This window comes from Microbacterium fluminis (assembly GCF_051549805.1).
In the GTDB taxonomy this organism is placed as follows: domain Bacteria; phylum Actinomycetota; class Actinomycetes; order Actinomycetales; family Microbacteriaceae; genus Microbacterium.
The window spans coordinates 3,084,459-3,108,064 of record NZ_CP196042.1 but is presented as its reverse complement, the minus strand read 5'-3'; the positions used below and the strand labels follow the sequence as shown (position 1 = coordinate 3,108,064).

Annotated in this window: 27 protein-coding genes, 1 tRNA gene and 1 riboswitch; of the genes, 18 read left to right on the top strand and 10 right to left on the bottom strand. The window is 71.1% G+C overall.

The window, feature by feature from the left end; translation table 11 throughout:
- Positions 1–34 precede the first annotated feature (34 nt).
- On the top strand, positions 35–616 hold the full coding sequence (locus ACSJDX_RS15055; RefSeq protein WP_438353446.1) for a hypothetical protein: 582 nt from the start codon (positions 35–37) through the stop codon (positions 614–616).
- Here ACSJDX_RS15055 and ACSJDX_RS15050 read toward each other — a convergent pair.
- From ACSJDX_RS15050 to ACSJDX_RS15035, 4 genes are all read right to left on the bottom strand, one after another.
- Positions 595–1,050, bottom strand: coding sequence for a Fe-S oxidoreductase (locus ACSJDX_RS15050; protein ID WP_438353445.1), 456 nt, complete (start codon positions 1,048–1,050; stop codon positions 595–597). The two genes, ACSJDX_RS15055 and ACSJDX_RS15050, sit on opposite strands and share 22 nt — an antisense overlap.
- Positions 1,047–1,871, bottom strand: a complete 825-nt coding sequence (locus tag ACSJDX_RS15045; protein WP_438353444.1) for an arginase family protein — start codon at positions 1,869–1,871, stop codon at positions 1,047–1,049. The genes ACSJDX_RS15050 and ACSJDX_RS15045 overlap by 4 nt, the downstream gene beginning before the upstream one ends.
- A gap of 115 nt (positions 1,872–1,986) precedes the next feature.
- On the bottom strand, positions 1,987–2,733 hold the full coding sequence (locus ACSJDX_RS15040; protein WP_438353443.1) for a PspA/IM30 family protein: 747 nt from the start codon (positions 2,731–2,733) through the stop codon (positions 1,987–1,989).
- An 86-nt stretch (positions 2,734–2,819) separates the two neighbouring features.
- Positions 2,820–4,865 carry a TPM domain-containing protein gene (locus tag ACSJDX_RS15035; protein ID WP_438353442.1) on the bottom strand — a complete coding sequence of 682 codons (2,046 nt, stop codon included), beginning with the start codon at positions 4,863–4,865 and terminating at the stop codon, positions 2,820–2,822.
- A gap of 224 nt (positions 4,866–5,089) precedes the next feature.
- On the opposite strand from ACSJDX_RS15035, the gene ACSJDX_RS15030 reads away from it, so the two are divergent.
- The 6 genes from ACSJDX_RS15030 (at position 5,090) to ACSJDX_RS15005 (ending at position 10,711) form a co-directional block, all read left to right on the top strand.
- Positions 5,090–5,923: a DUF3097 domain-containing protein gene (locus ACSJDX_RS15030; RefSeq protein WP_438353441.1), complete on the top strand. Its 834-nt coding sequence runs from the start codon at positions 5,090–5,092 to the stop codon at positions 5,921–5,923.
- Between the two features lie 91 nt (positions 5,924–6,014).
- Positions 6,015–6,680, top strand: coding sequence for a tRNA (guanosine(46)-N7)-methyltransferase TrmB (gene trmB, locus ACSJDX_RS15025; protein WP_438355007.1), 666 nt, complete (start codon positions 6,015–6,017; stop codon positions 6,678–6,680).
- A complete protein-coding gene (locus ACSJDX_RS15020) occupies positions 6,680–7,963 on the top strand; it encodes an MFS transporter (protein ID WP_438355006.1) in 1,284 nt (427 codons plus the stop codon). Before trmB ends, ACSJDX_RS15020 begins: the two co-directional genes overlap by 1 nt.
- Positions 7,963–8,802 (top strand): CPBP family glutamic-type intramembrane protease, encoded by an 840-nt coding sequence (locus ACSJDX_RS15015; RefSeq protein ID WP_438353440.1) that lies wholly within the window; start codon positions 7,963–7,965, stop codon positions 8,800–8,802. Before ACSJDX_RS15020 ends, ACSJDX_RS15015 begins: the two co-directional genes overlap by 1 nt.
- 66 nt (positions 8,803–8,868) lie before the next feature.
- Positions 8,869–8,934, top strand: a riboswitch (guanidine-III (ykkC-III) riboswitch).
- A gap of 9 nt (positions 8,935–8,943) precedes the next feature.
- The gene (locus ACSJDX_RS15010) at positions 8,944–9,264 is read left to right on the top strand and encodes a DMT family transporter (protein WP_438353439.1); all 321 of its coding nucleotides are present in this window, start codon (positions 8,944–8,946) and stop codon (positions 9,262–9,264) included.
- A 148-nt stretch (positions 9,265–9,412) separates the two neighbouring features.
- Entirely contained in the window at positions 9,413–10,711 is a 1,299-nt protein-coding gene (locus ACSJDX_RS15005) for a hypothetical protein (protein ID WP_438353438.1), read from the top strand.
- 12 nt (positions 10,712–10,723) lie between these two features.
- Here ACSJDX_RS15005 and ACSJDX_RS15000 read toward each other — a convergent pair whose 3' ends face one another.
- Together ACSJDX_RS15000 and ACSJDX_RS14995 are read right to left on the bottom strand one after the other, a co-directional pair.
- On the bottom strand, positions 10,724–11,302 hold the full coding sequence (locus ACSJDX_RS15000) for a hypothetical protein (protein ID WP_438353437.1): 579 nt from the start codon (positions 11,300–11,302) through the stop codon (positions 10,724–10,726).
- 225 nt (positions 11,303–11,527) lie between these two features.
- Positions 11,528–11,600: transfer RNA gene (locus tag ACSJDX_RS14995), tRNA-Arg, on the bottom strand.
- A 75-nt stretch (positions 11,601–11,675) separates the two neighbouring features.
- Here ACSJDX_RS14995 and ACSJDX_RS14990 point away from each other — a divergent pair.
- Entirely contained in the window at positions 11,676–11,903 is a 228-nt protein-coding gene (locus ACSJDX_RS14990) for an RNA-binding S4 domain-containing protein (RefSeq protein WP_438353436.1), read from the top strand.
- Between the two features lie 4 nt (positions 11,904–11,907).
- On the opposite strand, the gene ACSJDX_RS14985 is transcribed toward ACSJDX_RS14990, so the two are convergent.
- The 3 genes from ACSJDX_RS14985 to ACSJDX_RS14975 all read right to left on the bottom strand — a co-directional run bounded on the left by ACSJDX_RS14985 (position 11,908) and on the right by ACSJDX_RS14975 (position 13,881).
- The gene (locus ACSJDX_RS14985) at positions 11,908–12,459 is read right to left on the bottom strand and encodes an AAA family ATPase (RefSeq protein ID WP_438353435.1); all 552 of its coding nucleotides are present in this window, start codon (positions 12,457–12,459) and stop codon (positions 11,908–11,910) included.
- A 64-nt stretch (positions 12,460–12,523) separates the two neighbouring features.
- Positions 12,524–13,183 (bottom strand): Pr6Pr family membrane protein, encoded by a 660-nt coding sequence (locus ACSJDX_RS14980; protein WP_438353434.1) that lies wholly within the window; start codon positions 13,181–13,183, stop codon positions 12,524–12,526.
- Between the two features lie 53 nt (positions 13,184–13,236).
- Complete coding sequence (locus ACSJDX_RS14975) at positions 13,237–13,881, bottom strand: HAD-IA family hydrolase (protein ID WP_438353433.1); 645 nt, start codon at positions 13,879–13,881, stop codon at positions 13,237–13,239.
- Positions 13,882–13,980: 99 nt separating this feature from the next.
- Between ACSJDX_RS14975 and ACSJDX_RS14970 the strand changes: the two genes are divergently transcribed.
- Genes ACSJDX_RS14970 through ACSJDX_RS14955 form a run of 4 tightly spaced genes read left to right on the top strand, consistent with a single transcriptional unit; the run spans position 13,981 to position 16,217 of the window.
- On the top strand, positions 13,981–14,313 hold the full coding sequence (locus ACSJDX_RS14970) for a PadR family transcriptional regulator (RefSeq protein ID WP_438353432.1): 333 nt from the start codon (positions 13,981–13,983) through the stop codon (positions 14,311–14,313).
- Position 14,314: 1 nt separating this feature from the next.
- Positions 14,315–14,674 carry a DUF1048 domain-containing protein gene (locus ACSJDX_RS14965; RefSeq protein ID WP_438353431.1) on the top strand — a complete coding sequence of 120 codons (360 nt, stop codon included), beginning with the start codon at positions 14,315–14,317 and terminating at the stop codon, positions 14,672–14,674.
- The gene (locus ACSJDX_RS14960; protein WP_438353430.1) at positions 14,671–15,459 is read left to right on the top strand and encodes an ABC transporter ATP-binding protein; all 789 of its coding nucleotides are present in this window, start codon (positions 14,671–14,673) and stop codon (positions 15,457–15,459) included. Before ACSJDX_RS14965 ends, ACSJDX_RS14960 begins: the two co-directional genes overlap by 4 nt.
- Positions 15,456–16,217, top strand: coding sequence for an ABC transporter permease (locus ACSJDX_RS14955; RefSeq protein ID WP_438353429.1), 762 nt, complete (start codon positions 15,456–15,458; stop codon positions 16,215–16,217). Before ACSJDX_RS14960 ends, ACSJDX_RS14955 begins: the two co-directional genes overlap by 4 nt.
- Positions 16,218–16,271: 54 nt before the next feature.
- Here the strand turns inward: ACSJDX_RS14955 and ACSJDX_RS14950 are convergent, their stop codons facing one another.
- On the bottom strand, positions 16,272–16,874 hold the full coding sequence (locus tag ACSJDX_RS14950; protein WP_438353428.1) for a TetR/AcrR family transcriptional regulator: 603 nt from the start codon (positions 16,872–16,874) through the stop codon (positions 16,272–16,274).
- 134 nt (positions 16,875–17,008) lie between these two features.
- Between ACSJDX_RS14950 and ACSJDX_RS14945 the strand changes: the two genes are divergently transcribed.
- Genes ACSJDX_RS14945 through ACSJDX_RS14920 form a run of 6 tightly spaced genes read left to right on the top strand, consistent with a single transcriptional unit; the run spans position 17,009 to position 23,563 of the window.
- Positions 17,009–18,199 carry a thiolase family protein gene (locus tag ACSJDX_RS14945; RefSeq protein ID WP_438353427.1) on the top strand — a complete coding sequence of 397 codons (1,191 nt, stop codon included), beginning with the start codon at positions 17,009–17,011 and terminating at the stop codon, positions 18,197–18,199.
- Positions 18,192–18,932: an enoyl-CoA hydratase/isomerase family protein gene (locus ACSJDX_RS14940; protein WP_438353426.1), complete on the top strand. Its 741-nt coding sequence runs from the start codon at positions 18,192–18,194 to the stop codon at positions 18,930–18,932. The genes ACSJDX_RS14945 and ACSJDX_RS14940 overlap by 8 nt, the downstream gene beginning before the upstream one ends.
- A complete protein-coding gene (locus ACSJDX_RS14935) occupies positions 18,929–19,786 on the top strand; it encodes a 3-hydroxyacyl-CoA dehydrogenase family protein (protein ID WP_438353425.1) in 858 nt (285 codons plus the stop codon). The genes ACSJDX_RS14940 and ACSJDX_RS14935 overlap by 4 nt, the downstream gene beginning before the upstream one ends.
- On the top strand, positions 19,771–21,849 hold the full coding sequence (gene paaZ, locus ACSJDX_RS14930) for a phenylacetic acid degradation bifunctional protein PaaZ (protein ID WP_438353424.1): 2,079 nt from the start codon (positions 19,771–19,773) through the stop codon (positions 21,847–21,849). The genes ACSJDX_RS14935 and paaZ overlap by 16 nt, the downstream gene beginning before the upstream one ends.
- Positions 21,846–22,244, top strand: a complete 399-nt coding sequence (paaI, locus tag ACSJDX_RS14925) for a hydroxyphenylacetyl-CoA thioesterase PaaI (RefSeq protein WP_438353423.1) — start codon at positions 21,846–21,848, stop codon at positions 22,242–22,244. Before paaZ ends, paaI begins: the two co-directional genes overlap by 4 nt.
- A gap of 23 nt (positions 22,245–22,267) precedes the next feature.
- A complete protein-coding gene (locus tag ACSJDX_RS14920; RefSeq protein ID WP_438353422.1) occupies positions 22,268–23,563 on the top strand; it encodes an AMP-binding protein in 1,296 nt (431 codons plus the stop codon).
- Positions 23,564–23,606 lie beyond the last annotated feature (43 nt).

Here is a 23,606-nt window from a genome sequence, read left to right as displayed (position 1 = left end):
CCGCGCAGCGAGGGGCCGGCGCTAGGCTCCGGCCATGACCACCGCTGCCGTGTCGCGCGACCTGCGCCTGCCGGTCTGGGTCGTCGTCTGGCTCACGATCTCGGCGATCATCCAGACTTACGACGCCTGCTATGTGCTGCTCGGCCCGCTCTCGCACGCCGGCGGGCCGTTGGCCGGCCTGTGGCCGGGCCACGTGTTCTACTCGAGCTTCGACCACCGCTACGCCGGATTCGACGCGTTCGGCAGCGCGCAGAGCTGGGCCAACCTCGTCGAGGTGGTCTTCATCGTGTGGGCGCTGGTGGCGGCCCGGCGATGGTCGGGCGTCGTCGTCGCGCTCGTGGTCAGCACGGCGACGTTCTGGAAGACCGTGATCTACTTCCTCGTCGAGGCCTCGAGCGGTCTGGAGATGACGCGCCAGTCGCTTGAACGCGGCGACCTCGCCGGGTTCCTCGCCGTGGCGATCCTGCCGAACCTGTTCTGGATCGTGCTGCCCGGGGCCGTCGTGGTCACTCTGGGGCGTCAGGTGTGGCGCGTCGGGCGGACGGCCGTGCTGCATGCGGACGCGGGGGATGCCGCGGCATCCGCGTCGGAAGGTCAGGAGCCGCGGGGGACGTAGTTGCCGTCCTCCAGCCCCGCCTCGATCTCGAAGCGGTTGCGCAGGGGGTTCCGCCCGGCGATCAGATAGAGGAGCGGCAGCAGGAAGCCGTAGCGGCGCCACTGCCGCGCATGGACGGCCTCGTGGGCGACCAGTCGATCGTCGATATGCCCGTCTCCGGTCAGGAAGCAGTCGCCGACGCACACACCGCCGCGGCCGTATGCCCAGGACGGCATACCGCGGAAGATCCACAGCCCGCCGCGCCGCTCGACGCGGCCCGTGCTCCACAGCGACCCCCAGATCCAGCCCACGGCGCGTCCGTACCAGAACCCCGCGCGACTGATCGGCGAGTCGAGCAGGATGCCGGGGATGAACCGGTCGAGGCGACGACCGTGCGCGAGCCGGCGGTCGGCCTCCGCGCGCCATCCGGCCGGCGGGATCGGGATCGGACTCACGCGAGCGCCCCGACGAGGCGCAGGATCGCGCCGAGGTCGTCGACGGCGGCGTCGGGCGACGAGGGCGAGAACTCGGTGAGGGATGCCCCGGCCAGAGGCATCCGCTCCCGCACGGCCCCGATCACGGCCACCACGTCGGCCACGCGCGCCCCGAACGGGACGGGGTAGGTCACGCCGTTCACCTCGCCCGGATCGAGCACGTCGAGGTCGACGTGGATGTGCACCCGGGTGGCGCCGGTGCCGACGACGGCCTCGGCGATCGAGGCGGGGTCGGCGAACGCCTCGATCGGGAGTACGGCGATGCCGGTCGCGGCGATGTACAGCTCCTCGCCGAGGTCGAGCTCCCGCGTGCCGCCCAGCACGACCCGGTCGGGCGTGATCGTGCCCGCCGGGATGGTCATTCCGTCGGGCCCGTCCCCGAGCACGGCGCGCAGCACCATGCCGTGGAAGGCCTTCGACGGTGAGGAGTCGGGGTCGTTGAGATCGGCGTGCGCGTCGAGCCACAGCACGGCGAGGTCGGGTCCGGCGACGCGGGCGATCGCGGCGAGGGCGACGCCGCAGTCGCCGCCGATCACCACCGTCGGCTCGGCCGTGTCGGGGTGGCTGCCGAACGCATCGTCGACGGCCGCACGCACGCGCAGCAGCGAGCTGAGCCGGTGCACGCCCGATCCGAGGCTCTCGCCCGCCCCGACGGGCACGTCCACCACGGTGGTAGCGGTGCGGGGGAGGTCGCCCGCGATCGCCAGTGCGCCGTCCACGAGCTGCATCGCCCGCGACGACGACGACCCCTGCCACTGCGGCACGACGAGGAATCGGGTCATGCGCTTCATCCTGCCGCACCCGTGCGGGCCGCGGCATCCGCTCCGCGCACGGCGAACAACGGCGACGGGCGCCGCCCCGGAGGAGCGGCGCCCGTCGTGGCGCGTACCGGCGGGATTACTGCCCGGCGTCGATCGCGGCCTGCGGCGTGGCCGATCCGCCCTTGATCGCGGCCAGACGCGCCTCCACCTCGGTGAGCTCGCCGATGTCCTCGAGCGAGTTGAACTGGGCGTCGAGGCTCGACGCGGCCAGCTCCTGCTTGCCGGCGGCCAGCGCCTCCTGGCGGCGGATCTTGTCCTCGAACCGGCCGAGCTCGCTCGTGGGGTCCATGACGTCGATCGACTTGACCGCGTCGACGACCTTGTTCTGCGCCTCGGCGGTCTTGGCACGGGCCAGCAGCTCGGCGCGCTTCGACTTCAGCTGCTCGAGCTTGGTCTTCATGCCGTTGAGGCCGTCCTTGAGCTGGTCGACGACCTGCGTCTGGGAGGCGATCTGCGGGGCGGTGGCCTTCGCCTGGTTCTCCTCGCTGATCTGGCGCTGGAGCGCCACCTTGGCCAGGTTGTCGAACTTGTCGGCGTCGGCGGCGCTGCCCGCCGTGCGCAGCTCGTCGGCCTTGCGACTGGCGGCGAGGGCCTTGTTGCCCCACTCGGCGGCGGCCTGCACGTCCTCGGCGTGGTCGCGCTCGAGCAGACGCAGGTTGCCGATCGTCTCGGCGATGGCCGACTCGGCGTCGGCGATGTTGTTGGAGAAGTCGCGCACGAGCTGGTCGAGCATCTTCTCCGGGTCCTCGGCGGAGTCGAGCATCGAGTTGATGTTCGCCTTCAGCAGGGTGGAGATGCGGCCGAAGATGGACTGCTTTGCCATCGGGATTCCTTCCTATCGGTGTGTGGGAGGTTCGTGGGTCAGAAGACGAGCGGATGCCGCGGCTCCGGCGGCGCGGAGGGTCGGGGTCAGAATCGACCACCCCCTCGACGGGCGCGCGTGCCGCCGCCGCCGAAGCTGCCGGGCGAGGGACGGCCCCCGGAGGGGCGGCTCGCGCCGCCGCCGCCGAGCATCCCGCCGAGGCCGCCGCCGGAACGGCCGCCGCCCCCGCCGCTCAGCAGCGAGTTGATGACGATGCCGCCGAGCACGGCACCCAGCATCCCGCCGCCTCCGCCGGAGCCGCCCGATCCGCCGCTGCCGCCGAGCATCCCGCCGAGACCGCCGCCCTGGAACGCGCCGACGTCGTTCTGCGCGTACTGGATCGCCTGCGCGGCCAGCTGTGCGGCGCGCTGGGCCTGCTGCAGAGCCTGCGCCGGGTCGACGCCCTGCAGCTGCTGCGCCTGCACGAGCGAGGCGCCCGCCTCGGCCAGGCGCGTGCGCGCCTCGGCGCCCACGGCGCCGCGGCGGGCGGTGATGTAGTCCTCGGCGGCGGAGACCTGGGCCTGCGCCTGCATGATCGTCTGTCCGACCTGCTGGCGGGCGCGCTCGGCCTGGGCCGCGGCATCCCGCACGCCCTGCACGACGCCGTCGATCTGGGTGTTGACCGCCTGCAGCGCTTCGAGCGCGGCGAGCGGCCGCTTGGCCGTACCGGCCTGCTCGGTGCGCACGGCGGTGGTGACCTGCCGGGTCGCGGCGACGGCGGCCGCGACCCGGCCGTCGGGGTCGGGGAGGGCGGAGGCGGTCGCCACGTCGGCGTCGAGCTCGGCCAGCAGCGCCGTGATGTTGCGCTCGCCCTCGCCGAGGTCGGCGCCGAGCTTGTCGACGGCCTGCTCGAGCAGCACCGCCTGCGCGACGGCCTCCTCGGCGGCGCGGATGCCGACGGCGGCCTCTCCGGACTTGCCGGCGGTGATCGCGGCATCCGCCTGCGTCAGCTGCGCGTCGGCGAACGCGATGCGCTCGCGGGCCTGGTCGGGGTTGTCGGAGATCGTGGCGAGCGCCTCGGCCGCGTACTGCCCCGTGAGCGCCGCGAGCCGTGCGACGGCCGTGTCGATCCCGGCGACGGCCTGCTCGCGCTGCGTGCGCACCTGCGCGAGCGCCTCGGGGGCGCGCTGCTCGAGCTGACGCAGCTCGTCGAACGCCGCGGCCTTCTCGTCGAGGCCGGCGTTCGCGTCGGCGCACAGCTGGATGATCTGCGCGTTCCAGGCGCGGGTCTGCTCCTCGGTGTCGGGCACCGAGTCGTCGAGCTGCTGCTTGAGCGTGAACGCCTGGTTGAGGTGCTGCGTCGCCTGCTGCAGGGCCTGCGCGAACTCGGCGGTCGCGGCATCACCGAACTGCGCGCGCGCGAAGCCGAGCTCCTGGTCGCTGGTCTTGATGGCGTCGTCGGTGGCGATGAGGGCCGAGGACGCCTGCCGGGCGAGTTCCTCGGTGGACAGCTGCTCGACGGGGGCCGCGCCCTCCCCGCCTGCGACCGGGGGGTGGTTCTTGCGGCGACGCCGCGCGATGAGCCAGATCACGAGACCGATCACGAGGGCGACCACGAGCACGACGAGGATGACGTTGAGGATGCTGCCGCCCGCGGTGCCGCTGCTGGACCCGCCCGATCCGCCGAGCAGCGACTCCATGGTCGCCGCGGCCGTGTCGGCGGCGCCGATCCAGTCGCTCGCGGCCAGCTGCGGTTTGATCGCCGCCTCGACCTGCGTCGCCTGCGCCGCGGTGAGCGGTCCGCTCTGATCGGCCGAGAGGTAGTACTGGCGGGTGTCGACGGCGATCGCGAGCAGGTACTGCTTCGGGCCGAGTCCGTTGTCCTGCGCGACCTGGTTGGCCCACGTCTCGCTGTTGCTCGGGTTGGTGAACGTGTCGACGAACATCACGTACAGGTCGGCGCCGGTCGCCTTGTACAGGTCGGTCATGCGCGAGCTCATGGCGATCTCCTGATCGGTGGTGAGCACGCCGGCCTGATCGAGGATGTACGAGTCTCCGAGCGGCTGCGGGGGAGTGGCGGATGCTGCGCCCGCCGCACCGGCGAAGACGATCACGAGCGCCGCCGTGAGCGACACCGCCCAACGAGCCCGCATCGCGTCCCCCTTCTGCGAGGCACGATCTCCCGCCCCGGACCCGAGTCTATTCGGGTGCTCGGCGGGGACGGTAGCCGCGGACGGCCGCGCGGAGCGGCTCTCGGCGAACGCTCGGCGGGCGGCGTGCACGGCGGGGCGTCCCGCGGTCGAAGGTGCCGTGGGCGGCGGGTCACACCGGGTGGCGGGCGTGTCGGCGGCTACGCTCACCCGGTCGGGAGGGACGCATGGACGATCGATACGGCACCGATGTGCTCGCTGCGGGCTGGCGCGACCGCGCCGCCAAGCCGGTCGCGCGCGTGGCGGCCGAGCGCGACCTCGTGGTCGAGGTCGCCGGCGACGGATTCTGCGGAGCGGTGATGGGCGTGCGGTCGGGGATCGTCGAGCTCGAAGACCGCCACGGCCGCCGCCGCCAGTTCCCGCTCGGCGGCGGGTTCCTCGTCGACGGAGCCGCGGTGGTGCTCACCCTGCCCGCCCCGAAGGCTCCGTCCGGGCGCGCGCGCACCGCATCGGGCTCGTTCGCCGCGCCCGACAGCCGCGCCCGCGTCGCGCGCGCCAGCCGCATCTGGGTCGAAGGGCGCCACGACGCCGAGCTCGTCGAGAAGGTGTGGGGCGCCGATCTCCGCGCCGAGGGCGTCGTCGTGGAGTACCTGCAGGGCGTCGACCTGCTCGATCAGGCCCTGGCCGACGACCCGCCATCGGCGGAGCGCCGCTACGGCGTGCTCGTGGACCACCTCGTTCCGGGGTCGAAGGAGTCCCGCCTCGCGGACGCCGTCGCCCGCGGACCGCACGGTGCGCACGTCCGCATCGTGGGCCATCCCTACATCGACGTGTGGCAGTGCGTCGTGCCGCGCGCCGTCGGCATCGCGGGCTGGCCCGAGGTGCCTCGGGGGATCGAGTTCAAGGTGGGCGTGTGCCGCGCCCTGGGCTGGCCCGCGGACGACCAGGCCGACCTGGCGCGCGCCTGGCAGCGGATCCTCGCCTCGGTGCACTCGTACCGCGATCTGCAGCCCACCCTCCTCGGCCGGGTCGAGGAGCTCATCGACTTCGTCACCGCCTGACCCTCGATACCCTGGGGGAGTGTCCGACAGCTCCACCGAATCGCCCCGCTACCGCGAGCGCCCCGTCTCGTTCGTCCGCCGCAGCGGGCGTATGACCGACGGTCAGGAGCGCGCCTGGGCCGACCTCGCCGGGCACTACCTGCTCGAGGCGCCGCGGGATGCCGCGGCCACCAGCATCCGCCCCGGGTCCACCATCGATCCGCACGGCGTCTACGGGCGCGAGGCCGCGCTGATCGCCGAGATCGGGTCGGGGCAGGGGCATGCGATCGTGCATGCCGCCTCCACGCGTCCGGACGACGACTTCCTCGCCATCGAGGTGTTCCGCGCGGGCCTGGCCCGCACGATGCTCGACGCCGATCGTGCGGGCGCGCGCAACCTGCGCCTCATCGAGGCGAACGCGCCCGAGGCGCTGCAGCACCTGTTGCCCGAGGCATCCCTCGACGAGCTGTGGGTCTTCTTCCCCGACCCGTGGCACAAGACCAAGCACTACAAGCGGCGGCTGGTCACGGCCGAGTTCGCGGCCCTGGCGGCGACGACGCTGAAGGACGGCGGGATGATGCGTCTCGCCACCGATTGGGAGGAGTACGCCCGGTGGATGCGCGAGGCCCTCGACGCGGCCCCCGACTTCGAGCGCGCGTTCGACGGTGACTGGGCCGACCGCTTCGACGGCCGGTTCGTGACCGCCTTCGAGCGCAAGGGCGCGCGGGTCGGACGCGAGATCCGCGATCTGACGTATCGACGCCGCAACCGGTCGTGATCGACCCGCCGGCGGGTGAGGGGACGGCGCCGGCGCGCGACCGCTGGCGCGTGGTGCGACCCCTCGCGGCCGCCGATTTCCGACTGCTGTTCACCGCCGTCGTGCTGTCGATCTTCGCCGCGGGCATGTGGGCGGTCGTCATGGTCTACGCCGTGATCCACGCCGGCGGCGGTCCGCTCGAGCTGTCGCTCGTGGCCGCGGCCAACGCGGCGGGACTGCTCCTGTGCGCGCTGCCCGGCGGCGTCGTCGCCGACCGGGTGTCGCGCCGGTTCATCGTGCGCGCGGTGGAGCTGATGAACTTCGTGGCGATCGCGTCCGTGGTGATCGTCGGCTGGGCGGGCGAGGTGACCATCCCGCACCTGAGCGTGGTGTCGTTCGTCCTCGGCGCCGGGGCGGGCTTCTTCTTCCCGGCCTACAGCGCGATCCTGCCGCGCATCCTCGCGCCGGGCGAACTGCTCGCCGCGAACGGACTCGAAGGGGCGATCCGCCCCGCGCTGCAGCAGGCCGCCGGACCCGCTGTCGCCGGCCTCCTGGTGGCCGCCCTGGTGCCCAGCCACGCGGCCCTGTTCATCGCGGTCGCCTACGGGGCCGCGTTCACCGTGCTGCTGTTCCTGCGCGCCGAACCGGCGGTGTCCGACGACGGTGAGCGGCCCGCGGCATCCGTCCTGTCGGACCTGCGGGAGGCGGTCGTGTTCACGGTGCGCACGCCGTGGCTGCTGTGGACGCTGCTGTACGCGACGATGTGGGTGCTCGTCGCAGTCGGCCCCGAGGAGGTGCTGCTGCCCTTCCTCACCCGGGAGCGCATCGGCGAGGATCCGCGCTGGTTCGCGTTCCTCCTCGCGATGTACGGCGCCGGCGGGGTGATCGGCTCGATCGTCGTGTCGTCTCGACGGCTGCCGAAGCGCTACCTCACCACGATGAACCTCGTGTGGGGCGTCAGCACGCTCCCGTTCGTCGTCATCGCCGTGACCGACCAGTACTGGCTGATGCTGCTGTCGGTGTTCGTCATCGGCTTCGGCTTCAGCTACGGCAACGTCATCTGGGGGACGCTCCTGCAGCGGCGCGTGCCGACCCACATGCTCGGACGCGTCTCGAGCCTCGACTTCTTCGTGTCGCTCGCGCTCATGCCGCTGTCGATGGCGCTCGCCGGACCCTTGTCGCGGGTGTTCTCGCTGCAGGCGATCTTCACCGTAGCCGGCGTGCTGCCGCTCGTGTTCGGGGTGATCGCGATCGTGGTGGCGCGTATGCCCCGCGACGAACTCGCCCACCCGCTGGACCGCTGATGCCTGCCTCGTCGCCGGTCGCCGCTCGCGCGTGGTCGTGGAGCCTCCTGCCCGCGCTGCTGGTCTGCCTCGCCGCCCCCGCGTTCTTCGTCGTGCGCGTTCCGTGGGCGGGATGGATGCTGCTGGCCGCCGCCCTCGCGGTCGCCTGGCTGCTCGCGCGGCGGGCTCCCACCGACGATCCCGGGCTGCTGCGCGACCTCTCCCTCATCGCCGCCGGCCTCCTCGTGGTCAGCACGATCGACCTCAAGGCCGAGCTCGACGACCTCTCGATGGTGCGGTTCACGCTCGCCCTCGGGGGAGCGGTGGCGGTGCCCTACCTGCTGTCGCGGTTCGTCTACCGCGATCGGGCGATCCGCTTCCCGTGGCGGGGGGGCGGCCGATGGACGCGATTCCAGTGGCTGTGGCTCGTCGCCGTGCTGGTGCTCGGGTGGCTCATCCTGCCGTTCTACTTCATCACCTCCGGGGTCTATCAGAACTGGCCGGTGGTGAACACGCCCGAGCTCATCGCGCGGCTGTTCGTGGGGGTGGGCGCGGTCGGCATCTGGGACGAGCTGTTCTTCATCTGCACGGTGCTGGCGGTGCTCCGCCGGCACTTCCCGTTCTGGCAGGCGAACCTGCTGCAGACCGTCGTGTTCGTGTCGTTCCTCTGGGAGCTCGGCTACCAGGCGTGGGGTCCGCTGCTCACGATCCCGTTCGCGCTCCTGCAGGGCTTCATCTTCCTGCGCACCCGCTCGCTCGCCTACGTCGTCACGGTGCACCTGCTCTTCGACGCGGTCGTCTTCCTCGTGCTCGTGCACGCCCACAACCCCGGGATGCTCGACCACCTCTTCCTCGTCTGAGCAGGACGTGCGGCGCAGCATCCGTGCCCTGCACAGTTGTTGATCAACCTCGGGCGCTATCGTGGAGAGCGGATCCCCACCCGGATCCCCGGACGACGGATCAGTACCCGGTGAGCGACAAGACTGGCCAAGGAGTCAGTCATGTCGTGGGTCATCCTCGTGCTGTCCGGAATCCTCGAGGCCGTCTGGGCCACCGCTCTCGGCAAGTCCGAGGGCTTCACCAAGCTGTGGCCGTCGGTCGTCTTCGGCGTCGCGCTGATCGCCAGCATGGGCGGTCTCGCATGGGCCATGCGCGACATCTCGACCGGCACCGCCTACGCCGTCTGGGTGGGCATCGGCGCGGCGCTGACCGTCGCGTACGCGATGATCACCGGCGCCGAGGCCTTCTCGGTCGTGCGGCTTCTTCTCATCCTCGGCCTCGTAGGATGTGTCATCGGGCTCAAGCTGGTCGGCCACGACTAGCGGCCCGCATGCTGTGACCGGGATGTCTGCCTCATGACGATCCCGTAAACGTTGCCGTCCGTGCGTCGGCCGCCTTCCGTCGATTCGGCCCGTATGGGAAAATCCCGGTGGTGCGGTCATACCGCGTCCGTGCGCGCGAGGAGGATGTGTGACCGCTCGAGAGCAGGAACGTTCCGCGGAGGCCGCGACCGAGGTCGCCCCCGCGCGCAAGCCCGCCCTCATCCGGCTGCGCGACGGCGCCGTCCGCGTGCTCGAGGCGATGCCCGTCACGAACGTGCGCACCGCGCCGATCGCCGCCGGCACGATCGGCCGCGTCCTGGTGCTGTGGGGGGCCGCCCGCGCGATCAACCTCATGATCATGTGGAGCTGGTACCAGATCTCCAAGGCGTACGGCTGGGGCTTCGGGCCCAACCGCGAGCACGTCACGACGTTCCTCAACTTCCTCTCCGACTGGGACGGCGCCCGCTACGGTCGCATCGCGCAGGTGGGCTATCCCACGTGGCTCCCGATGGACCCGAGCGGAGTCGTGCAGCCCAGCGACTGGGCGTTCATGCCGATCTACCCCGCTCTCGAGCGCGGGCTGTCGGAGGTCCTCGGCATCCCCTGGCAGGCGGCGGGGGTCGCGATCAGCATCCTCGCGAGCGCCGGCGCGACCGTGATGCTCTACCTGCTGCTGCGCAAGGTGACCAGCGCGCGCGCCTCCTGGTGGGGCACCGTGATGTTCTCGATCGGACCGCTCTCGTTCGTCTTCGTGCTGGCCTACGCCGAGTCGCTCGTGCTGTTCCTCACCTTCGCGTGCCTCTACCTCGCCGTGGTGCGCAAGTACTGGTGGATCGCACCGATCGGGGTCGTCGCCTCGTTCGTGCGCCCCGGTCTCCTCGCCGTGGCACTGGGCCTGGGCATCCTGTTCCTCGTGCGCTGGGTGCGCCGCGAACAGGACCCGTTCTCGATCCGCGAGCGGTGGGGCATCATCGTGTCGGGCGCGACGATCGGCATCGCCGGCCTCGCGTGGTCGCAGATCGCGACGATGGTCACGGGGACGAAGGATGCCTACGTCCGCACCGAGACTGCGTGGTGGATCCCGTTCATCGGAGAGGGCCACTTCGTTCCGCTGACCCCGTGGTTCCGCCTCGCCGGAACGTGGCTCGGCATCGGCGGCATCATCCTCGTGCTCACGATCGCCGGATTCTTCATCGCCTGGATGCGCTCGAAGCAGATCCGCGCGCTCGGCATCGAGGTGTGGGCCTACACCGCCAGCTACCTGCTGTACCTGTTCGCCGTCTTCCTGCCGCAGCAGAGCACGTTCCGCCTGCTCCTGCCGGTCGCCCCGCTCCTGGCCGACGACCGCCTGTCGTCGACACCACGCCGCCAGCGCTGGGTGGTCGTCGTATGCCTCGTGCTCCAGGTCGTCGCCGTGCTGCTGCTGTGGACCATCGGCTGGCCCTGATCGGCGCGGGGCTCAGCCCTGACCGGGAAGCCCCATCATCTCTCCGGGGGCGAGAGACGGGCACACCGCCGAGGCGGTGAGAGCGGCCACTTCGGCCCGGATCGCCACTCCGCCGGTCATCTTCGCGACCGTGAAGACGACTCCCTGCTGTGTCCGATCCGCGGGGGCATACCCCGCACCGGCCGCGTCGTAGTCCGTGTCGTCGGGGATCGGTGGCCTTCCCGAGGTGGTCCCGACGAGGCCGGGGATCGACTGCGCGTTGAGCCAGTTCGCCGTCGCGGCGACGGTCGAATCGGGGAGGGTCCAGTAGACGTCCTTCTGGAGGGCCGGCTGACACGGCCATCCGTAATAGGAGTGGAAAGCCGCCGGCGCATCCTCGGCCGGGACCGCCCCCGGCGGCAGCGCGGCGGTCGCGGCGTCGATCCACGCCTGGAGCTGCTGTGCGGCCGGGTCCGCCGGCGTCTGAGACGCCACGGGAGTCTCGCTGGGCGGGACGGGGACGCCGTCGCCTGCGGTGCGGACTCCCGTGGCGCAGCCGGCGAGGACGAGCATCGCCGCCGTCAGAGTCACGAGCTGCGTGGCGAATCGCACGCGAGTCGCGTGTGTCCATACGGTCATATCCCGGTTGCCTTCCGCGTGTCGTGGCGTCGACGTCGTCCGGTCGCCCACGGCGAGGCGGAAGCGACGGTCTCGACGCTATCGGCTCGGACGGAAGACCACGGTCAACGCCATGCGGCGGACCGTGGTCGGGAGCCGGGGTGTGCTCACCGAGCTCTGAAAACGAAAAATCCCAGGCGGACCTGGGATTCCTCTTCGTGCCCCCGATAGGATTCGAACCTACGGCCTTTGGTACCGGAAACCAACGCTCTATCCCCTGAGCTACGGAGGCGTACCGATCGAGGGTATCACCGCGCGGGCACCGGCTCCGACGGCAGGTGCGCCGTGAGTGGTCTAGCCTTCGAGGATGACGACTCCGACCCCGATCTCCGAGGTCTCGATCGGCGGCGACATGATCCGCCTCGGGCAGTTCCTGAAGTTCGCCGGCATGCTCGATTCGGGCGGAGACGGGAAAGAGGCCATCATCGACGGCTACGTCACCGTCAACGGCGAGGTCGATCGCCGTCGCGGACGGCAGCTGCATGACGGCGACGTCGTCGGCTACGAGGGTCGCAGCATCCGCGTCCGTCCGTGAGAGGTCACCGGGACCGGCCGGCGATCAGGGCCTCGAGGGCCGCCAGGCGGCGGTCCCTGTCGCCGGTGATCTCGACGATCTCGAGGTCCTCGCCGACGATGTCCGGGTCGCCGAGGAGGTCGAGCAGCGCATCGTTCATCGCGTCGCGGAGCGCGGGGTGCTCGTCGGTTCCGACCACGATCGGGTCCGTGGGGGTCAGGGGCAGAACGACGAGAAGGTCGACCTGCTGCATCGCTTCCCGGGTCAGCGCGACCGCGCGCTCCCATGCGACGCGCGGGAGGGTCGCGCTCGTCAGATCCTCCAGCGCAGACAGGTAGGCGAGGAAGTCGATCGGACCCCGCTCCGCGATGGCGTTCTCGGGCGCCACGGCCAGTTCGAGCCGGTCCGCGGACATGCGCAGCTGCGCGGCGAATGAGGCGGCGCTCGCGGCATCCTGCGCCTCGTCCAGCAGTTCGAACGGATCGGGGAACACGACGAACTCCGGATGCCGGAGGGCGAAGTCGGAGATCAGCGTGCTCTTGCCGCTCGCGTGGGTGCCCGACACCACGATGCGCATGCCGCGACCTTACAAGTCGGAGATCGAGGACCTCGCCCAGCCACTGTCGTCTCTCGGTCGAGGGCTACCGGCGACGTGGCGCAGCATCCGTCGCCTCGGTGCCGGAGCGCCCGCGCACCCGTGCGTTTCCGATCGCCCGGATGACGAGGCTGAGAACCAGGAAGCCGACGATCATCAGCGCGCACAGCAGCGCGACGCCGCCGTACCCGCCTGAGGCGGCCGGGTTGAAGAACGGATACGGGTAGAAGCCGTCGAGCGCACCGCGCACGATCGCGGCGATCGCGTAGACGGCGGGATAGATCATCCACCAGCCGATGGCGGACCACGGCAGACGGTTGCGCGGCGGCCAGAGGATCCAGTCGACGACGCCCACGACCGGCAGCACGTAGTGCAGCACGATGTTGACCCAGGGGCTGATGGCCGAGAGGTCCACGTCGCGCAGGAGGGTGTTGAACACCAGTCCGACGAACGCGATGTAGACGACGGATGCTCCGCGCACGGCGCTCTCGACGGGCGTCGCGGTGGTTCGCCCCCGCAGGATCCGCACGGCCGACACGATGAAGACGGCGCTGATCAGAAGGTTCGACTGGTTGGTGAAGTAGGCGAAGAAGCTGCCGACGTCGTAGCCCCGCGGAATGTGGATGGCGAACAGCTGGTACGCGACGGCGACGAGCGCGGCGGCGGCGAACACCAGCCTGACGACGGCGGCGATGATCAGCGGCATGGCGCGAGCCTAGCGACCCTCGGCGCGGTTCTCAGCGATCGGATCCCGCCCGCTCAGTCGGGCAGCACGATCTCCACGCGGTCGCCGACGGCGCGCACCGTCACTCCGCGCAGGTCGGCCACGACCCAGTCGGCGCCCGACGCGCGCGCGCCGACGGCGACCACCGGCATCCCGGCCCGCCTCGCCGCCTCGATCCCGGCGTGCGAGTCCTCGAACACCACGCAGTCGGCGGGGTCGACCTCCAGCAGTCGGGCGCCGCGCACGAATCCCTCCGGGTCGGGCTTGCCGGCGCTCACATCCTCCGCGGTCACGGCGACCTCGGGCATCCCGACCCCTGCCGCTCCCATCCGGGTCGTCGCGAGCGCGAGGCTCGCCGAGGTCACGAGCGCGTGACGGATGCCGCGGAGCCCGGCGACGAACGCGGCGGCGCCGGGGATCTCGACGATGCCCTCGGTGACCGCCGTCTCGCGTACGAGCATGTCGCGATTCTCGGCCAGGTTCTCCGCCATCGGCCGGTGGGGGAGCAGGATCGCCATCGACTCGTGTCCCTGCCGGCCGTGGATCACAGCCAGCACGTCGCTGGGGTCGAGGTCGTGGGCGGCGGCCCACTCCCGCCACACGCGCTCCACCACCGCGGTCGAGTCGACCAGCGTGCCGTCCATGTCGAGCAGCACCGCGGCCGCCGTGATCGTCGCCATTTCTCGACTGTAGGCGATCCGGTATTCAGTATTGCTATCTACCGATACTCGGCGTTACTATCTACTGGTAGTCAACGTCACTGAGTAGAAGGAGGCGAGATGGGCAAGCAGGAGACCGAGATGCTCAAGGGCGTTCTCGAGGGCATCGTGCTGGCGATCCTCGCCGGCCGCGCGGCCTACGGGTACGAGATCACGGCATGGCTCCGCGAGCAGGGCTTCAGCGACATCGCCGAGGGCACGATCTACGCACTCCTCGTGCGCATCGAGCAGCGCGGCCTCGTCGACATCGAGAAGGTGCCCTCGGAGAAGGGCCCGCCGCGCAAGGTGTACTCGCTCAACGCCCAGGGGCACGCGTCCCTCGACGAGTTCTGGAGGACCTGGAGCTTCCTCACCGAACGACTGCAGCAGCTCCGCAACCGAGAAGGGAACTGACATGGCCTGGTACGAGAAGATCACCGGCGACCTCGCCGACAAGAAGCACTACCGCGAGTACAAGGCGCGCGTCGCGGCGCTGCCCGACGGTTACCGCCAGGCGGCGAAGGGGCTCGAGCGGTACCTGATGTACCTCGGACCGAGCGACGACGGCAAGAGCCTCATCGCGATGCTGAACGACCTCGCCGACCTGCTCGAGCAGAGCGTCGCGGCCGGCTCCCGCGTGCGCGACATCGTCGGCGCCGACCCGGTCGCGTTCGCCGAGGAGTTCATGGCCAACTACGGCGGCGGCAGCTGGATCCGCAAGGAGCAGCGGCGGCTGGCCGCGACGATCGACGACGCCGAGAAGGAGGAGCGATGAGTACCCTCACCCTCGAGCCCGCCATCCGGGTGCGGGACCTCGAGAAGTCCTACAAGGACCTCGCCGTGCTGCGCGGCGTCGATCTCGACGTCGCGCCGGGCAGCATCTTCGCGCTGCTCGGCTCGAACGGCGCGGGCAAGACCACGCTGGTGCGCATCCTCGCGACGCTGCTGCGAGCGGATGCCGGAACCGCCGTCGTGCGCGGGTTCGACGTGTCGCGCGCCGCGGCCGACGTGCGGGCGTCGATCAGCCTGACCGGGCAGTTCGCCGCGGTCGACGAGATCCTCACCGGCCGCGAGAACCTCGTGCTCATCGCCAAGCTGCGGCACGTGCCCGACCCGCGCGGCGTCGCGGACGAGCTGCTCGCGCGCTTCTCCCTCACCGAGGCCGGCGGGCGTGCGGCATCCACCTACTCCGGCGGCATGCGCCGGCGACTCGACATCGCGATGAGCCTCATCGGCGAGCCCCCGGTGATCTTCCTCGACGAGCCGACCACCGGGCTCGATCCGGCCGCGCGCCTCGAGGTATGGGATGCCGTGCGCGAGCTCGCCCGCGGCGGCACCACGGTGCTGCTGACCACGCAGTACCTCGAGGAGGCCGAGCAGCTGGCCGATCGCATCGCGATCCTGCATGAGGGGCGCATCCTCGTGGACGGCACCCTCGACGAGCTGAAGCGGATGCTGCCGCCCGCCGAGGTGGAGTACGTCGAGAAGCAGCCCTCATTGGAAGACGTGTTCTTCGCGCTCACCGGCGAGAGGAACGACACCGGAAAGGAATCCTCATGAGCACTCTGGCCCTCGCCGACACCGGCGTCCTCCTCGGCCGCTCGCTCAAGCACGTCACGCGCAGTCTCGACACGATCATCACGACCGCGGTCACGCCGATCGCGCTCATGCTGCTGTTCGTGTTCGTTCTCGGTGGCGCGATCGACACGGGCACCGCCTCGTACATCGACTACCTGCTGCCCGGCATCCTGCTCATCACGATCGCCTCGGGGGTCGCCTACACGGCCTACCGCCTGTTCATGGACCTCAAGAGCGGCGTCTTCGAGCGCTTCCAGTCGCTGCCGATCGCGCGGTCGGGCGTGCTGTGGGCGCACGTGCTCACCTCGATGCTCGCCAACCTCGTCTCCGTCGTGATCGTGGTGGCGGTGGCGTTCCTCCTGGGCTTCCGCACCGGCGCCGGCGTCGGCGCGTGGCTCGGCGTGCTCGGGATGATCGTCCTGTTCACCTTCGCGCTGACGTGGCTCGCGGTGATCCCGGGGCTCACGGCCAAGACGGTCGACGGCGCGAGCGCGTTCTCGTACCCGCTGATCTTCCTGCCGTTCATCAGCTCGGCGTTCGTGCCGACCGCCACGATGCCGGGTCCGGTGCGCTGGTTCGCGGAGAACCAGCCGGTCACCTCGATCGTGAACTCGATCCGTGCATTGTTCGCCGGCCAGCCGGTGGGCGCCGACCTGTGGGTCGCGCTGGCGTGGATCTGCGGCATCCTCGTCGTCGCCTACCTCGCCTCGATGCTGATCTACCGGCGCAAGATCAGCTGAGTCGCAACGGCGGAGGGCCCGAACCGGAGCGGTTCGGGCCCTCCGTGTCGGGCGTCAGCGGGAGAGCAGTCCGTCCATGACGACGGCGAGGATGTCGGCGGCCAGTTCCGTGCGGTCGAGCTGGCCGTCCGGGCGGTACCACTCGACGACGGAGTTGATCATCCCGAAGATGAGTCGCGTCGCGACCGCCGCGTCGACGTCGGTGCGCACCCATCCCTCCGCCTGCGCCGCGGCGACGAGCCCGGCCACGCGCGCGTCGAAGACGCGACGACGATCGAGCGCCGCCTGCTCGGTGGCGCTGTTGCCGCGCACTCGCAGCAGCAGCGTGACCTCCGGCAGGTGGTCGGCGAGGACGTCCACGGCGCCGTGGATGACCGCCCGCAGGCGATCGGCCGCCGAGGAGTGCGCCGCCTCAGCGGTGTCGAGAGCGCCCTCGAGCCCGGTCAGAGCCTCGTCGAGCGCGAGCGCGAGCAGCTCGTCCTTCGACGTGAAGTGGTGGTACAGGGCGGACTTGGTGAGGCCCAGCGCCTGGGCGAGATCCGCCACCGACGTGGCGTCGTAGCCCTGGTCGTTGAACAGGCGCACGGCGATCGTCAGCACCTGGCCGCGGTCGTAGCCGGGGCGGCCGCGGCGCGGTGTCGCCGTCTCGCTCGTCACATCGACAGTCTGTCATCCGCGCCGACCCGATCTGCGGTCTTGATCGGGTGGCGCGCGTCTGCGATGATTACTGAACGATCGGTCTGGAATGACTCGATCCGCCCGCGACGCCGCGCGGCGACGAAAGGATGACGATGTCCGAGGCCTATCTCGTCGGAGGCGCGCGCACGCCCGTCGGTCGCTACGGCGGCGCGCTGTCCGGGGTGCGACCCGATGACCTGGCCGCGCTGGTGGTGGCCGAGGCGGTGCGCCGCAGCGGTGTCGGCCCGGACGCGATCGACGAGGTGATCCTCGGTGCGGCGAACCAGGCGGGGGAGGACAACCGCAACGTCGCTCGCATGGCCGCTCTGCTGGCCGGACTCCCCGACAGCGTGCCGGGTCTGACGGTCAACCGTCTGTGCGCGTCGGGCATGTCCGCCGTGGCGCTCGCCGCGCAGGCGGTCCGCGCCGGCGACGCCGAGGTGCTGATCGCCGGTGGTGTGGAGTCGATGACCCGCGCGCCGTGGGTGCAGTCCAAGCCCGAGCGCCCGTGGGGGAAGCCGGGCGCCGCGTTCGACACCTCGATCGGCTGGCGCTTCACCAACCCGCTGCTCGCCGCGCGGGAGAAGGCCACCTTCGCGATGCCCGAGACGGCCGAGGAGGTGGCCCGCGTCGACCGCATCACGCGCGACGACGCCGACGAGTTCGCGCTCCGCAGTCACGAGCGGGCGATCGCCGCCATCGATGCCGGTCGGCTCGCGCCCGAGATCGTCGCCGTCGCGACGGCGCGCGGTGACGTGACGGAGGACGAGGGACCCCGTCGCGACACCACGCGCGAGGCGCTCGCCGCCCTCCGCCCGGTCGTCGCCGGCGGGTCCGTGGTCACCGCGGGCAACTCCAGCTCGCTCAACGACGGTGCCTCCGCGGTGGTCGTCGCGAGCGAAGCGGCGATCCTCACCCATGGGCTGGCGCCGCGAGCGCGGGTCGTGGCGTCGGCGACCGCCGCCCTCGCCCCGGAGATCATGGGTCTGGGCCCCGTCCCCGCGACCGAGAAGGCCCTCGTCAAGGCGGGTCTGACGGTGGCCGACCTCGGCGCGGTCGAGCTGAACGAGGCGTTCGCCACCCAATCGCTCGCCTCGATCCGTCGGCTGGGGCTCGACCCGGCGATCGTGAACGCCGACGGCGGCGCGATCGCACTCGGCCACCCGCTCGGATCGAGCGGCTGCCGGCTGCTCGTGACCCTGCTCGGGCGGATGGAGCGCGAGGGCGTCCGCTACGGACTCGCCACCATGTGCGTCGGCGTGGGTCAGGGCACCGCCATGATCCTGGAGCGGGTCGATGGCTGAGGCCCTCCGCATCGAACGGCACGCCGATCGCGTCGTCGCGACCCTCGACCGGCCCGAGTCGCGCAACGCGATCGACCAGTCCACGATCGACCTGCTCCATGCGCTGTGCGCCGAGCTCGAGTCCGAGCCGAAGACGCTGATCCTGACAGGCGCAGGCGGCGTCTTCGCCTCGGGCGCCGACATCGCCCAGCTGCGCGACCGCACTGCCGCGGATGCCCGCGCGGGCATCAACACGAACGCGTTCGTCCGCGTCCGCGCCCTCCCGATGCCGGTCATCGCCGCGATCGACGGCTACGCGCTCGGCGGGGGAGCCGAGCTCGCCTACGCCGCCGACCTGCGGATCGGGACGCCCACCGTGAAGATCGGCAATCCCGAGACGGGCCTGGGCATCATCGCCGCCGCGGGTGCGACCTGGCGGCTGCCGCAGCTGGTCGGCGAGGCCCGGGCGTCGGAGATGCTCCTCACGGGCCGTATCCTCGACGCGGACACCGCTCTGGCGTGGGGGCTCGTCTCGGCGATCCATCCCTCCGATGACCTCCTCCCGGCCGCGCACGCGCTCGCCGATCGCATCGCCGCGAACGATCCCCTCGCCATCCGACACACCAAGACCGCCCTCCTGGCCCCGGCGGCCGATCATCCGGTCATCGAGCTGGAGCTGCAGGCCGAGCTGTTCGAGAGTCCCGAGAAGCACCGCCGGATGACGGCATTCCTCGATCGGAGGAAGGCACGATGAGCGGCGTGCCCGACGGCGTCGGGGTGCTCGGCGGCGGGCGCATGGGCGCCGGCATCGCTCACGCGTTCCTCCTCGCCGGAGCGCGCGTCACCGTCGTCGAGCGCGACGACGAGCAGGCGGATGCCGCGGCTGCACGCATCCGCGAGAGCATCCGTCGCTCGGTCGACCGGGGCGCGACCCAGCGCTCCTTCGCGACGCTCGATGAGGCGCTGAGCCTCGCGACGGACCCGGCGGCGTTCGCGGAGTGCGCACTGGTCGTGGAGGCGGTGCCCGAGGACCGCGGCCTGAAGATCGACGCGCTGCGGCGGGTCGCCGCATCCGTCGGCCCCGAGACCGTGCTGGCGAGCAACACGTCGTCGATCTCCATCGACGATCTCGCCGGGGGACTGCCGGCGCCCGAGCGATTCCTCGGGCTGCACTTCTTCAACCCCGTGCCCGCCTCGCTCCTGGTCGAGGTCGTGATGGGCGCAGAGACCGCGCCTTCGCTGGAGGGCGTGGCGCGCGGCTGGGTCGACGCGATCGGCAAGACCGCGGTCGTCGTGCGCGATGCTCCCGGGTTCGCCTCCAGCAGACTCGGCGTCGCGCTCGGACTCGAGGCGATCCGGATGCTCGAGGAGGGCGTGGCGAGCGCCGCCGACATCGACGCGGCGCTCGAGCTCGGCTACCGGCATCCGGTCGGCCCCCTCCGGACCACCGACATCGTCGGCCTCGACGTGCGGCTCGGCATCGCCGAAGAGCTGCACGCGAAGCTCGGCGACCGGTTCGAACCCCCCGCGCTGCTGCGCCGGATGGTGGCCGAGGGCCGCCTCGGACGCAAGAGCGGACGCGGCTTCTACGAATGGAGCGACCAGTGACCGACATCCTCCCCAGCTATCTGCAGGGCTCGTGGTGGACCCCCGCCGGCGATCCCGCCACCGCCCTCGTGCGCGACGCGTCGACGGGCGATACGGTCGCGCACGTCAGCACCCAGGGCATCGATCTCGTGGGCGCGCTCGACTTCGCCCGCACGGTCGGACAGCGCTCCCTCGGCGCACTCACCTTCCACCAGCGCGCCGTGCTGCTCAAGCGGTTCGCCCTCGTGCTGTCGGAGCACAAGCAGGAGCTGTACGACCTGTCGATGCGCGCGGGGTCCACCCCGCGCGACTCCCTGAGCGATGTCGACGGCGGCATCGGCGTGCTGTTCACGTACTCCTCGAAGGGACGCCGAGAACTCCCCAACGCGCAGGTCTACGTCGACGGCGATCCCGAACCCCTGTCGAAGGACGGTTCATTCCTCGGGCGGCATGTCTATACGCGCCTGCCCGGTGCGGCGGTGCAGATCAACGCGTTCAACTTCCCGATGTGGGGCTCTCTGGAGAAGTTCGCTCCGGCCTTCCTCGCCGGTGTTCCCTCGGTGGTGAAGCCCGCCACACCGACCGGGTACATCGCGGAGGCGTGGGTGCGGATCCTCGTGGACTCCGGCCTGCTCCCCGACGGCGCGCTGCAGCTCGTGAGCGGCAGCATCCCCGGCCTGTTCGACCACCTCCGGCTGGGCGATCTGGTCGCCTTCACCGGCAGCGCCTCGACTGCGGCAGGGCTGCGCGCGCAGACGCCCGACGGCGTGCGGTTCACGAGCGAGACCGACTCGATCAACGCCTCGGTGCTCGGCGCCGACGCGGTTCCCGGCACACCGGAGTTCGACGGCTACGTGAAGCAGCTCCTCGTCGAGCTCACCACCAAGGCCGGTCAGAAGTGCACGGCGATCCGGCGGGCGATCGTCCCCGCCGGGCTGCGCGGCGCCCTCGTCGATGCGTTGCGCGACAAGATCGCCGAGCGGGTCGTGATCGGCGACCCGCACGCCGACGGCGTCACGATGGGGCCGCTCGTGTCGACCGAGCAGCGCGACGAGGTGCTCGCACAGGTGCGGCGGCTGACGGATGCCGGTGGCGAGATCCTCCTCGGATCGACCGACGCGCCCGAGGTCGTCCGGGCCGACGGCTCCCGCGGCCGCGCCCCCGACGGCGCGTTCGTCGCGCCGATCCTGATCGGCTTCTCCGACAACACGACGGCGGCCGTCCACGAGGTGGAGGCCTTCGGTCCCGTCGCCAGCGTGCTGACCTACGACACGCTCGCGGAGGCCGCCGACCTCGTCGACCTCGGGGGCGGATCGCTCGTCACGAGCGTCGCGACGAACGACCCGGAGGTCGCTGTCGAACTGCTCTCGCGCATCGGCGCCTACAACGGCCGAGTCCTGTTCCTCAGCCGCGACAACGTGCGCACCTCGACGGGCCACGGTTCCCCGGTGCCGCACCTCGTCCACGGCGGACCCGGTCGCGCCGGCGGGGGCGAGGAGCTCGGCGGCATCCGCGCGGTGCTCCACCACATGCAGCGCACGGCCGTGCAGGGCTCGCCGGAGATGCTGACGGCGCTCACCGGAGTGTGGCACGAAGGCGCCCCGGCGACCGCGACGGGGAGGCATCCGTTCCGCAAGTCCCTCGCGGAGCTGCGCCTCGGCGACCAGGTGGTCTCCGCGTCGCGCGAGGTCACCCTCGACGACATCGAGACGTTCGCGCACTTCACCGGCGACACGTTCTACGCCCACATGGACGAGGCGTCGGCCGCTGCGAACCCCTTCTTCCCGGGTCGGGTGGCCCACGGCTACCTTCTGGTGTCGTGGGCGGCGGGCCTGTTCGTCGACCCGGAACCCGGGCCGGTGCTGGCGAACTACGGGCTGGAGAACCTGCGGTTCGTCACCCCCGTCTCGCCCGCCGACGAGATCCGCGTGGTGCTCACCGCGAAGCAGATCACCCGGCGCGAGACCGACGAGTACGGCGAGGTGCGCTGGGACGCGATCATCCGCAACCAGAAGGACGAGCTCGTCGCCTCGTACGACGTGCTGACGCTGGTGGCGAAGGAACCGGCGGGAGCCGCATCATGACGGAGCTGCGACGGATGCTGCGCGACGACCGTACCTTCGCGGCCCTGGGCATGCGGCTCGAAGTCGACGAGCCCGGCCGCGCCGTGCTGTCGATGCGCGTGCGCGAGGACATGACCAACGGGTTCGCGATCACCCACGGCGGAATGGTGTTCGCGCTCGCCGACACCGCCTTCGCCGTCGCGTGCAACGAGGACGACCGGGTCACGGTCGCCGGCGGCGCCGACATCACCTTCCTCAGATCCACCGTCGTCGGGGACACCCTCACGGCGACCGCCGTCCGCCGGGTCCTGAGCGGACGCACCGGCATCTACGACGTGACGGTGACGGATGCCGCGGGGGAGCCCGTGGCCGAGTTCCGCGGTCGGTCGATCACGACGAACCGCAGCCCGATCTGATACCCCCGAACGAAAGAGCCGAGATGTCGACGAAGACGATCGCCCCCGTGTCCGACGCACTGCTGCTTCCCCGGGAGGAGCTCGAGTCCCTCCAGCTGGAGCGCCTGCAGTGGACCGTGCGGCACGCGTTCCAGAACGTGCCGCTGTATCGTGCGAAGTTCGACGCCGCCGGGGTCGCTCCGACCGACATCCGCTCGCTCGCCGACATCACGAAGCTTCCCTTCACGACGAAGGAGGATCTGCGCGGCACCTACCCCTTCGGCATGTTCGCCGTGCCGATGGCCGACGTGCGCCGCATCCACGCCTCCTCCGGAACGACCGGCCGCCCCACGGTCGTCGGCTACACCGCGGGCGACCTCGATCGCTGGGCGGATCTGATCGCCCGCTCGCTGCGCGCCGCAGGGGTGCGGCCCGGCTGGCGCGTGCACAACGCGTACGGATACGGGCTGTTCACCGGCGGATTGGGCGCGCACGCGGGCATCGAGCGCGTCGGCGCGACCGTCATCCCGATGTCGGGGGGTCAGACCGCCCGGCAGGTGCAGCTCATCGTCGACTTCGAGCCCGATGCCATCATGTGCACCCCCAGCTACCTCCTCATGATCGCGGATGGGATGGTCTCGGCGGGAGTCGATCCCCGATCGACGTCGCTCAAGGTGGCGATCCTCGGCGCGGAGCCGTGGACCAACGAGATGCGGGCCGAGATCGAGCGCCGCCTGGGCCTGGACGCCGTCGACATCTACGGCCTCAGCGAGGTGATGGGCCCCGGCGTCGCCAGCGAGAGCGTGCTCACGAAGGACGGCCCGCACGTGTGGGAGGACCACTTCCTGCCCGAGACGATCGACGGCGCCACCGGCGACCCGATGCCGGACGGTGGGCTCGGGGAGCTCGTCTTCACGTCGCTGACCAAGGAGGCCTCCCCCGTCATCCGCTACCGCACACGGGATCTCACCCGGCTGCTGCCGGGGTCGGCGTACCCCACGATGCGGCGCATCGAGAAGATCACCGGCCGCAACGACGACATGATCATCCTGCGCGGCGTCAACCTCTTCCCGACGCAGATCGAGGAGCTCGTGCTGGGCATCGAGACGCTGACGCCGCACTTCATCCTCGAGCTCACGAAGCAGGGGCGCATGGACGCGCTCACCGTGCGGATCGAACGGCATCCCGATCTCGAGCTCTCGGTCTGCGAGGCGGCGGCCGTCGTGCTGCAGCAGCGGATCAAGGTGCACATCGGCACGTCGGTGGAGGTGCGACTCGAGGAGCCGGGCGTGCTCCCGCGCAGCGAGGGCAAGTACAAGCGCGTCTATGACCTGCGCTGAACGGTTGCCCCGGGGGTGACCGTCGGCGTACAATACTGACCGA

Coding starts and splice junctions, on each gene's coding strand:
- ACSJDX_RS15040 (WP_438353443.1), bottom strand. CDS start 2,733: ATGGCAAAGCAGTCCATCTTCGGCCGCATCTCCACCCTGCTGAAGGCG.
- ACSJDX_RS15010 (WP_438353439.1), top strand. CDS start 8,944: ATGTCGTGGGTCATCCTCGTGCTGTCCGGAATCCTCGAGGCCGTCTGG.
- ACSJDX_RS14990 (WP_438353436.1), top strand. CDS start 11,676: ATGACGACTCCGACCCCGATCTCCGAGGTCTCGATCGGCGGCGACATG.
- trmB (WP_438355007.1), top strand. CDS start 6,015: ATGACCGACGGTCAGGAGCGCGCCTGGGCCGACCTCGCCGGGCACTAC.
- ACSJDX_RS14955 (WP_438353429.1), top strand. CDS start 15,456: ATGAGCACTCTGGCCCTCGCCGACACCGGCGTCCTCCTCGGCCGCTCG.
- ACSJDX_RS14985 (WP_438353435.1), bottom strand. CDS start 12,459: ATGCGCATCGTGGTGTCGGGCACCCACGCGAGCGGCAAGAGCACGCTG.
- ACSJDX_RS14945 (WP_438353427.1), top strand. CDS start 17,009: ATGTCCGAGGCCTATCTCGTCGGAGGCGCGCGCACGCCCGTCGGTCGC.
- ACSJDX_RS15055 (WP_438353446.1), top strand. CDS start 35: ATGACCACCGCTGCCGTGTCGCGCGACCTGCGCCTGCCGGTCTGGGTC.
- paaZ (WP_438353424.1), top strand. CDS start 19,771: ATGGAGCGACCAGTGACCGACATCCTCCCCAGCTATCTGCAGGGCTCG.
- ACSJDX_RS14965 (WP_438353431.1), top strand. CDS start 14,315: ATGGCCTGGTACGAGAAGATCACCGGCGACCTCGCCGACAAGAAGCAC.
- ACSJDX_RS14980 (WP_438353434.1), bottom strand. CDS start 13,183: ATGCCGCTGATCATCGCCGCCGTCGTCAGGCTGGTGTTCGCCGCCGCC.
- ACSJDX_RS15035 (WP_438353442.1), bottom strand. CDS start 4,865: ATGCGGGCTCGTTGGGCGGTGTCGCTCACGGCGGCGCTCGTGATCGTC.
- ACSJDX_RS14960 (WP_438353430.1), top strand. CDS start 14,671: ATGAGTACCCTCACCCTCGAGCCCGCCATCCGGGTGCGGGACCTCGAG.
- ACSJDX_RS14975 (WP_438353433.1), bottom strand. CDS start 13,881: ATGGCGACGATCACGGCGGCCGCGGTGCTGCTCGACATGGACGGCACG.
- ACSJDX_RS15030 (WP_438353441.1), top strand. CDS start 5,090: ATGGACGATCGATACGGCACCGATGTGCTCGCTGCGGGCTGGCGCGAC.
- ACSJDX_RS14940 (WP_438353426.1), top strand. CDS start 18,192: ATGGCTGAGGCCCTCCGCATCGAACGGCACGCCGATCGCGTCGTCGCG.
- paaI (WP_438353423.1), top strand. CDS start 21,846: ATGACGGAGCTGCGACGGATGCTGCGCGACGACCGTACCTTCGCGGCC.
- ACSJDX_RS15045 (WP_438353444.1), bottom strand. CDS start 1,871: ATGACCCGATTCCTCGTCGTGCCGCAGTGGCAGGGGTCGTCGTCGTCG.
- ACSJDX_RS15015 (WP_438353440.1), top strand. CDS start 7,963: ATGCCTGCCTCGTCGCCGGTCGCCGCTCGCGCGTGGTCGTGGAGCCTC.
- ACSJDX_RS14920 (WP_438353422.1), top strand. CDS start 22,268: ATGTCGACGAAGACGATCGCCCCCGTGTCCGACGCACTGCTGCTTCCC.
- ACSJDX_RS14935 (WP_438353425.1), top strand. CDS start 18,929: ATGAGCGGCGTGCCCGACGGCGTCGGGGTGCTCGGCGGCGGGCGCATG.
- ACSJDX_RS14970 (WP_438353432.1), top strand. CDS start 13,981: ATGGGCAAGCAGGAGACCGAGATGCTCAAGGGCGTTCTCGAGGGCATC.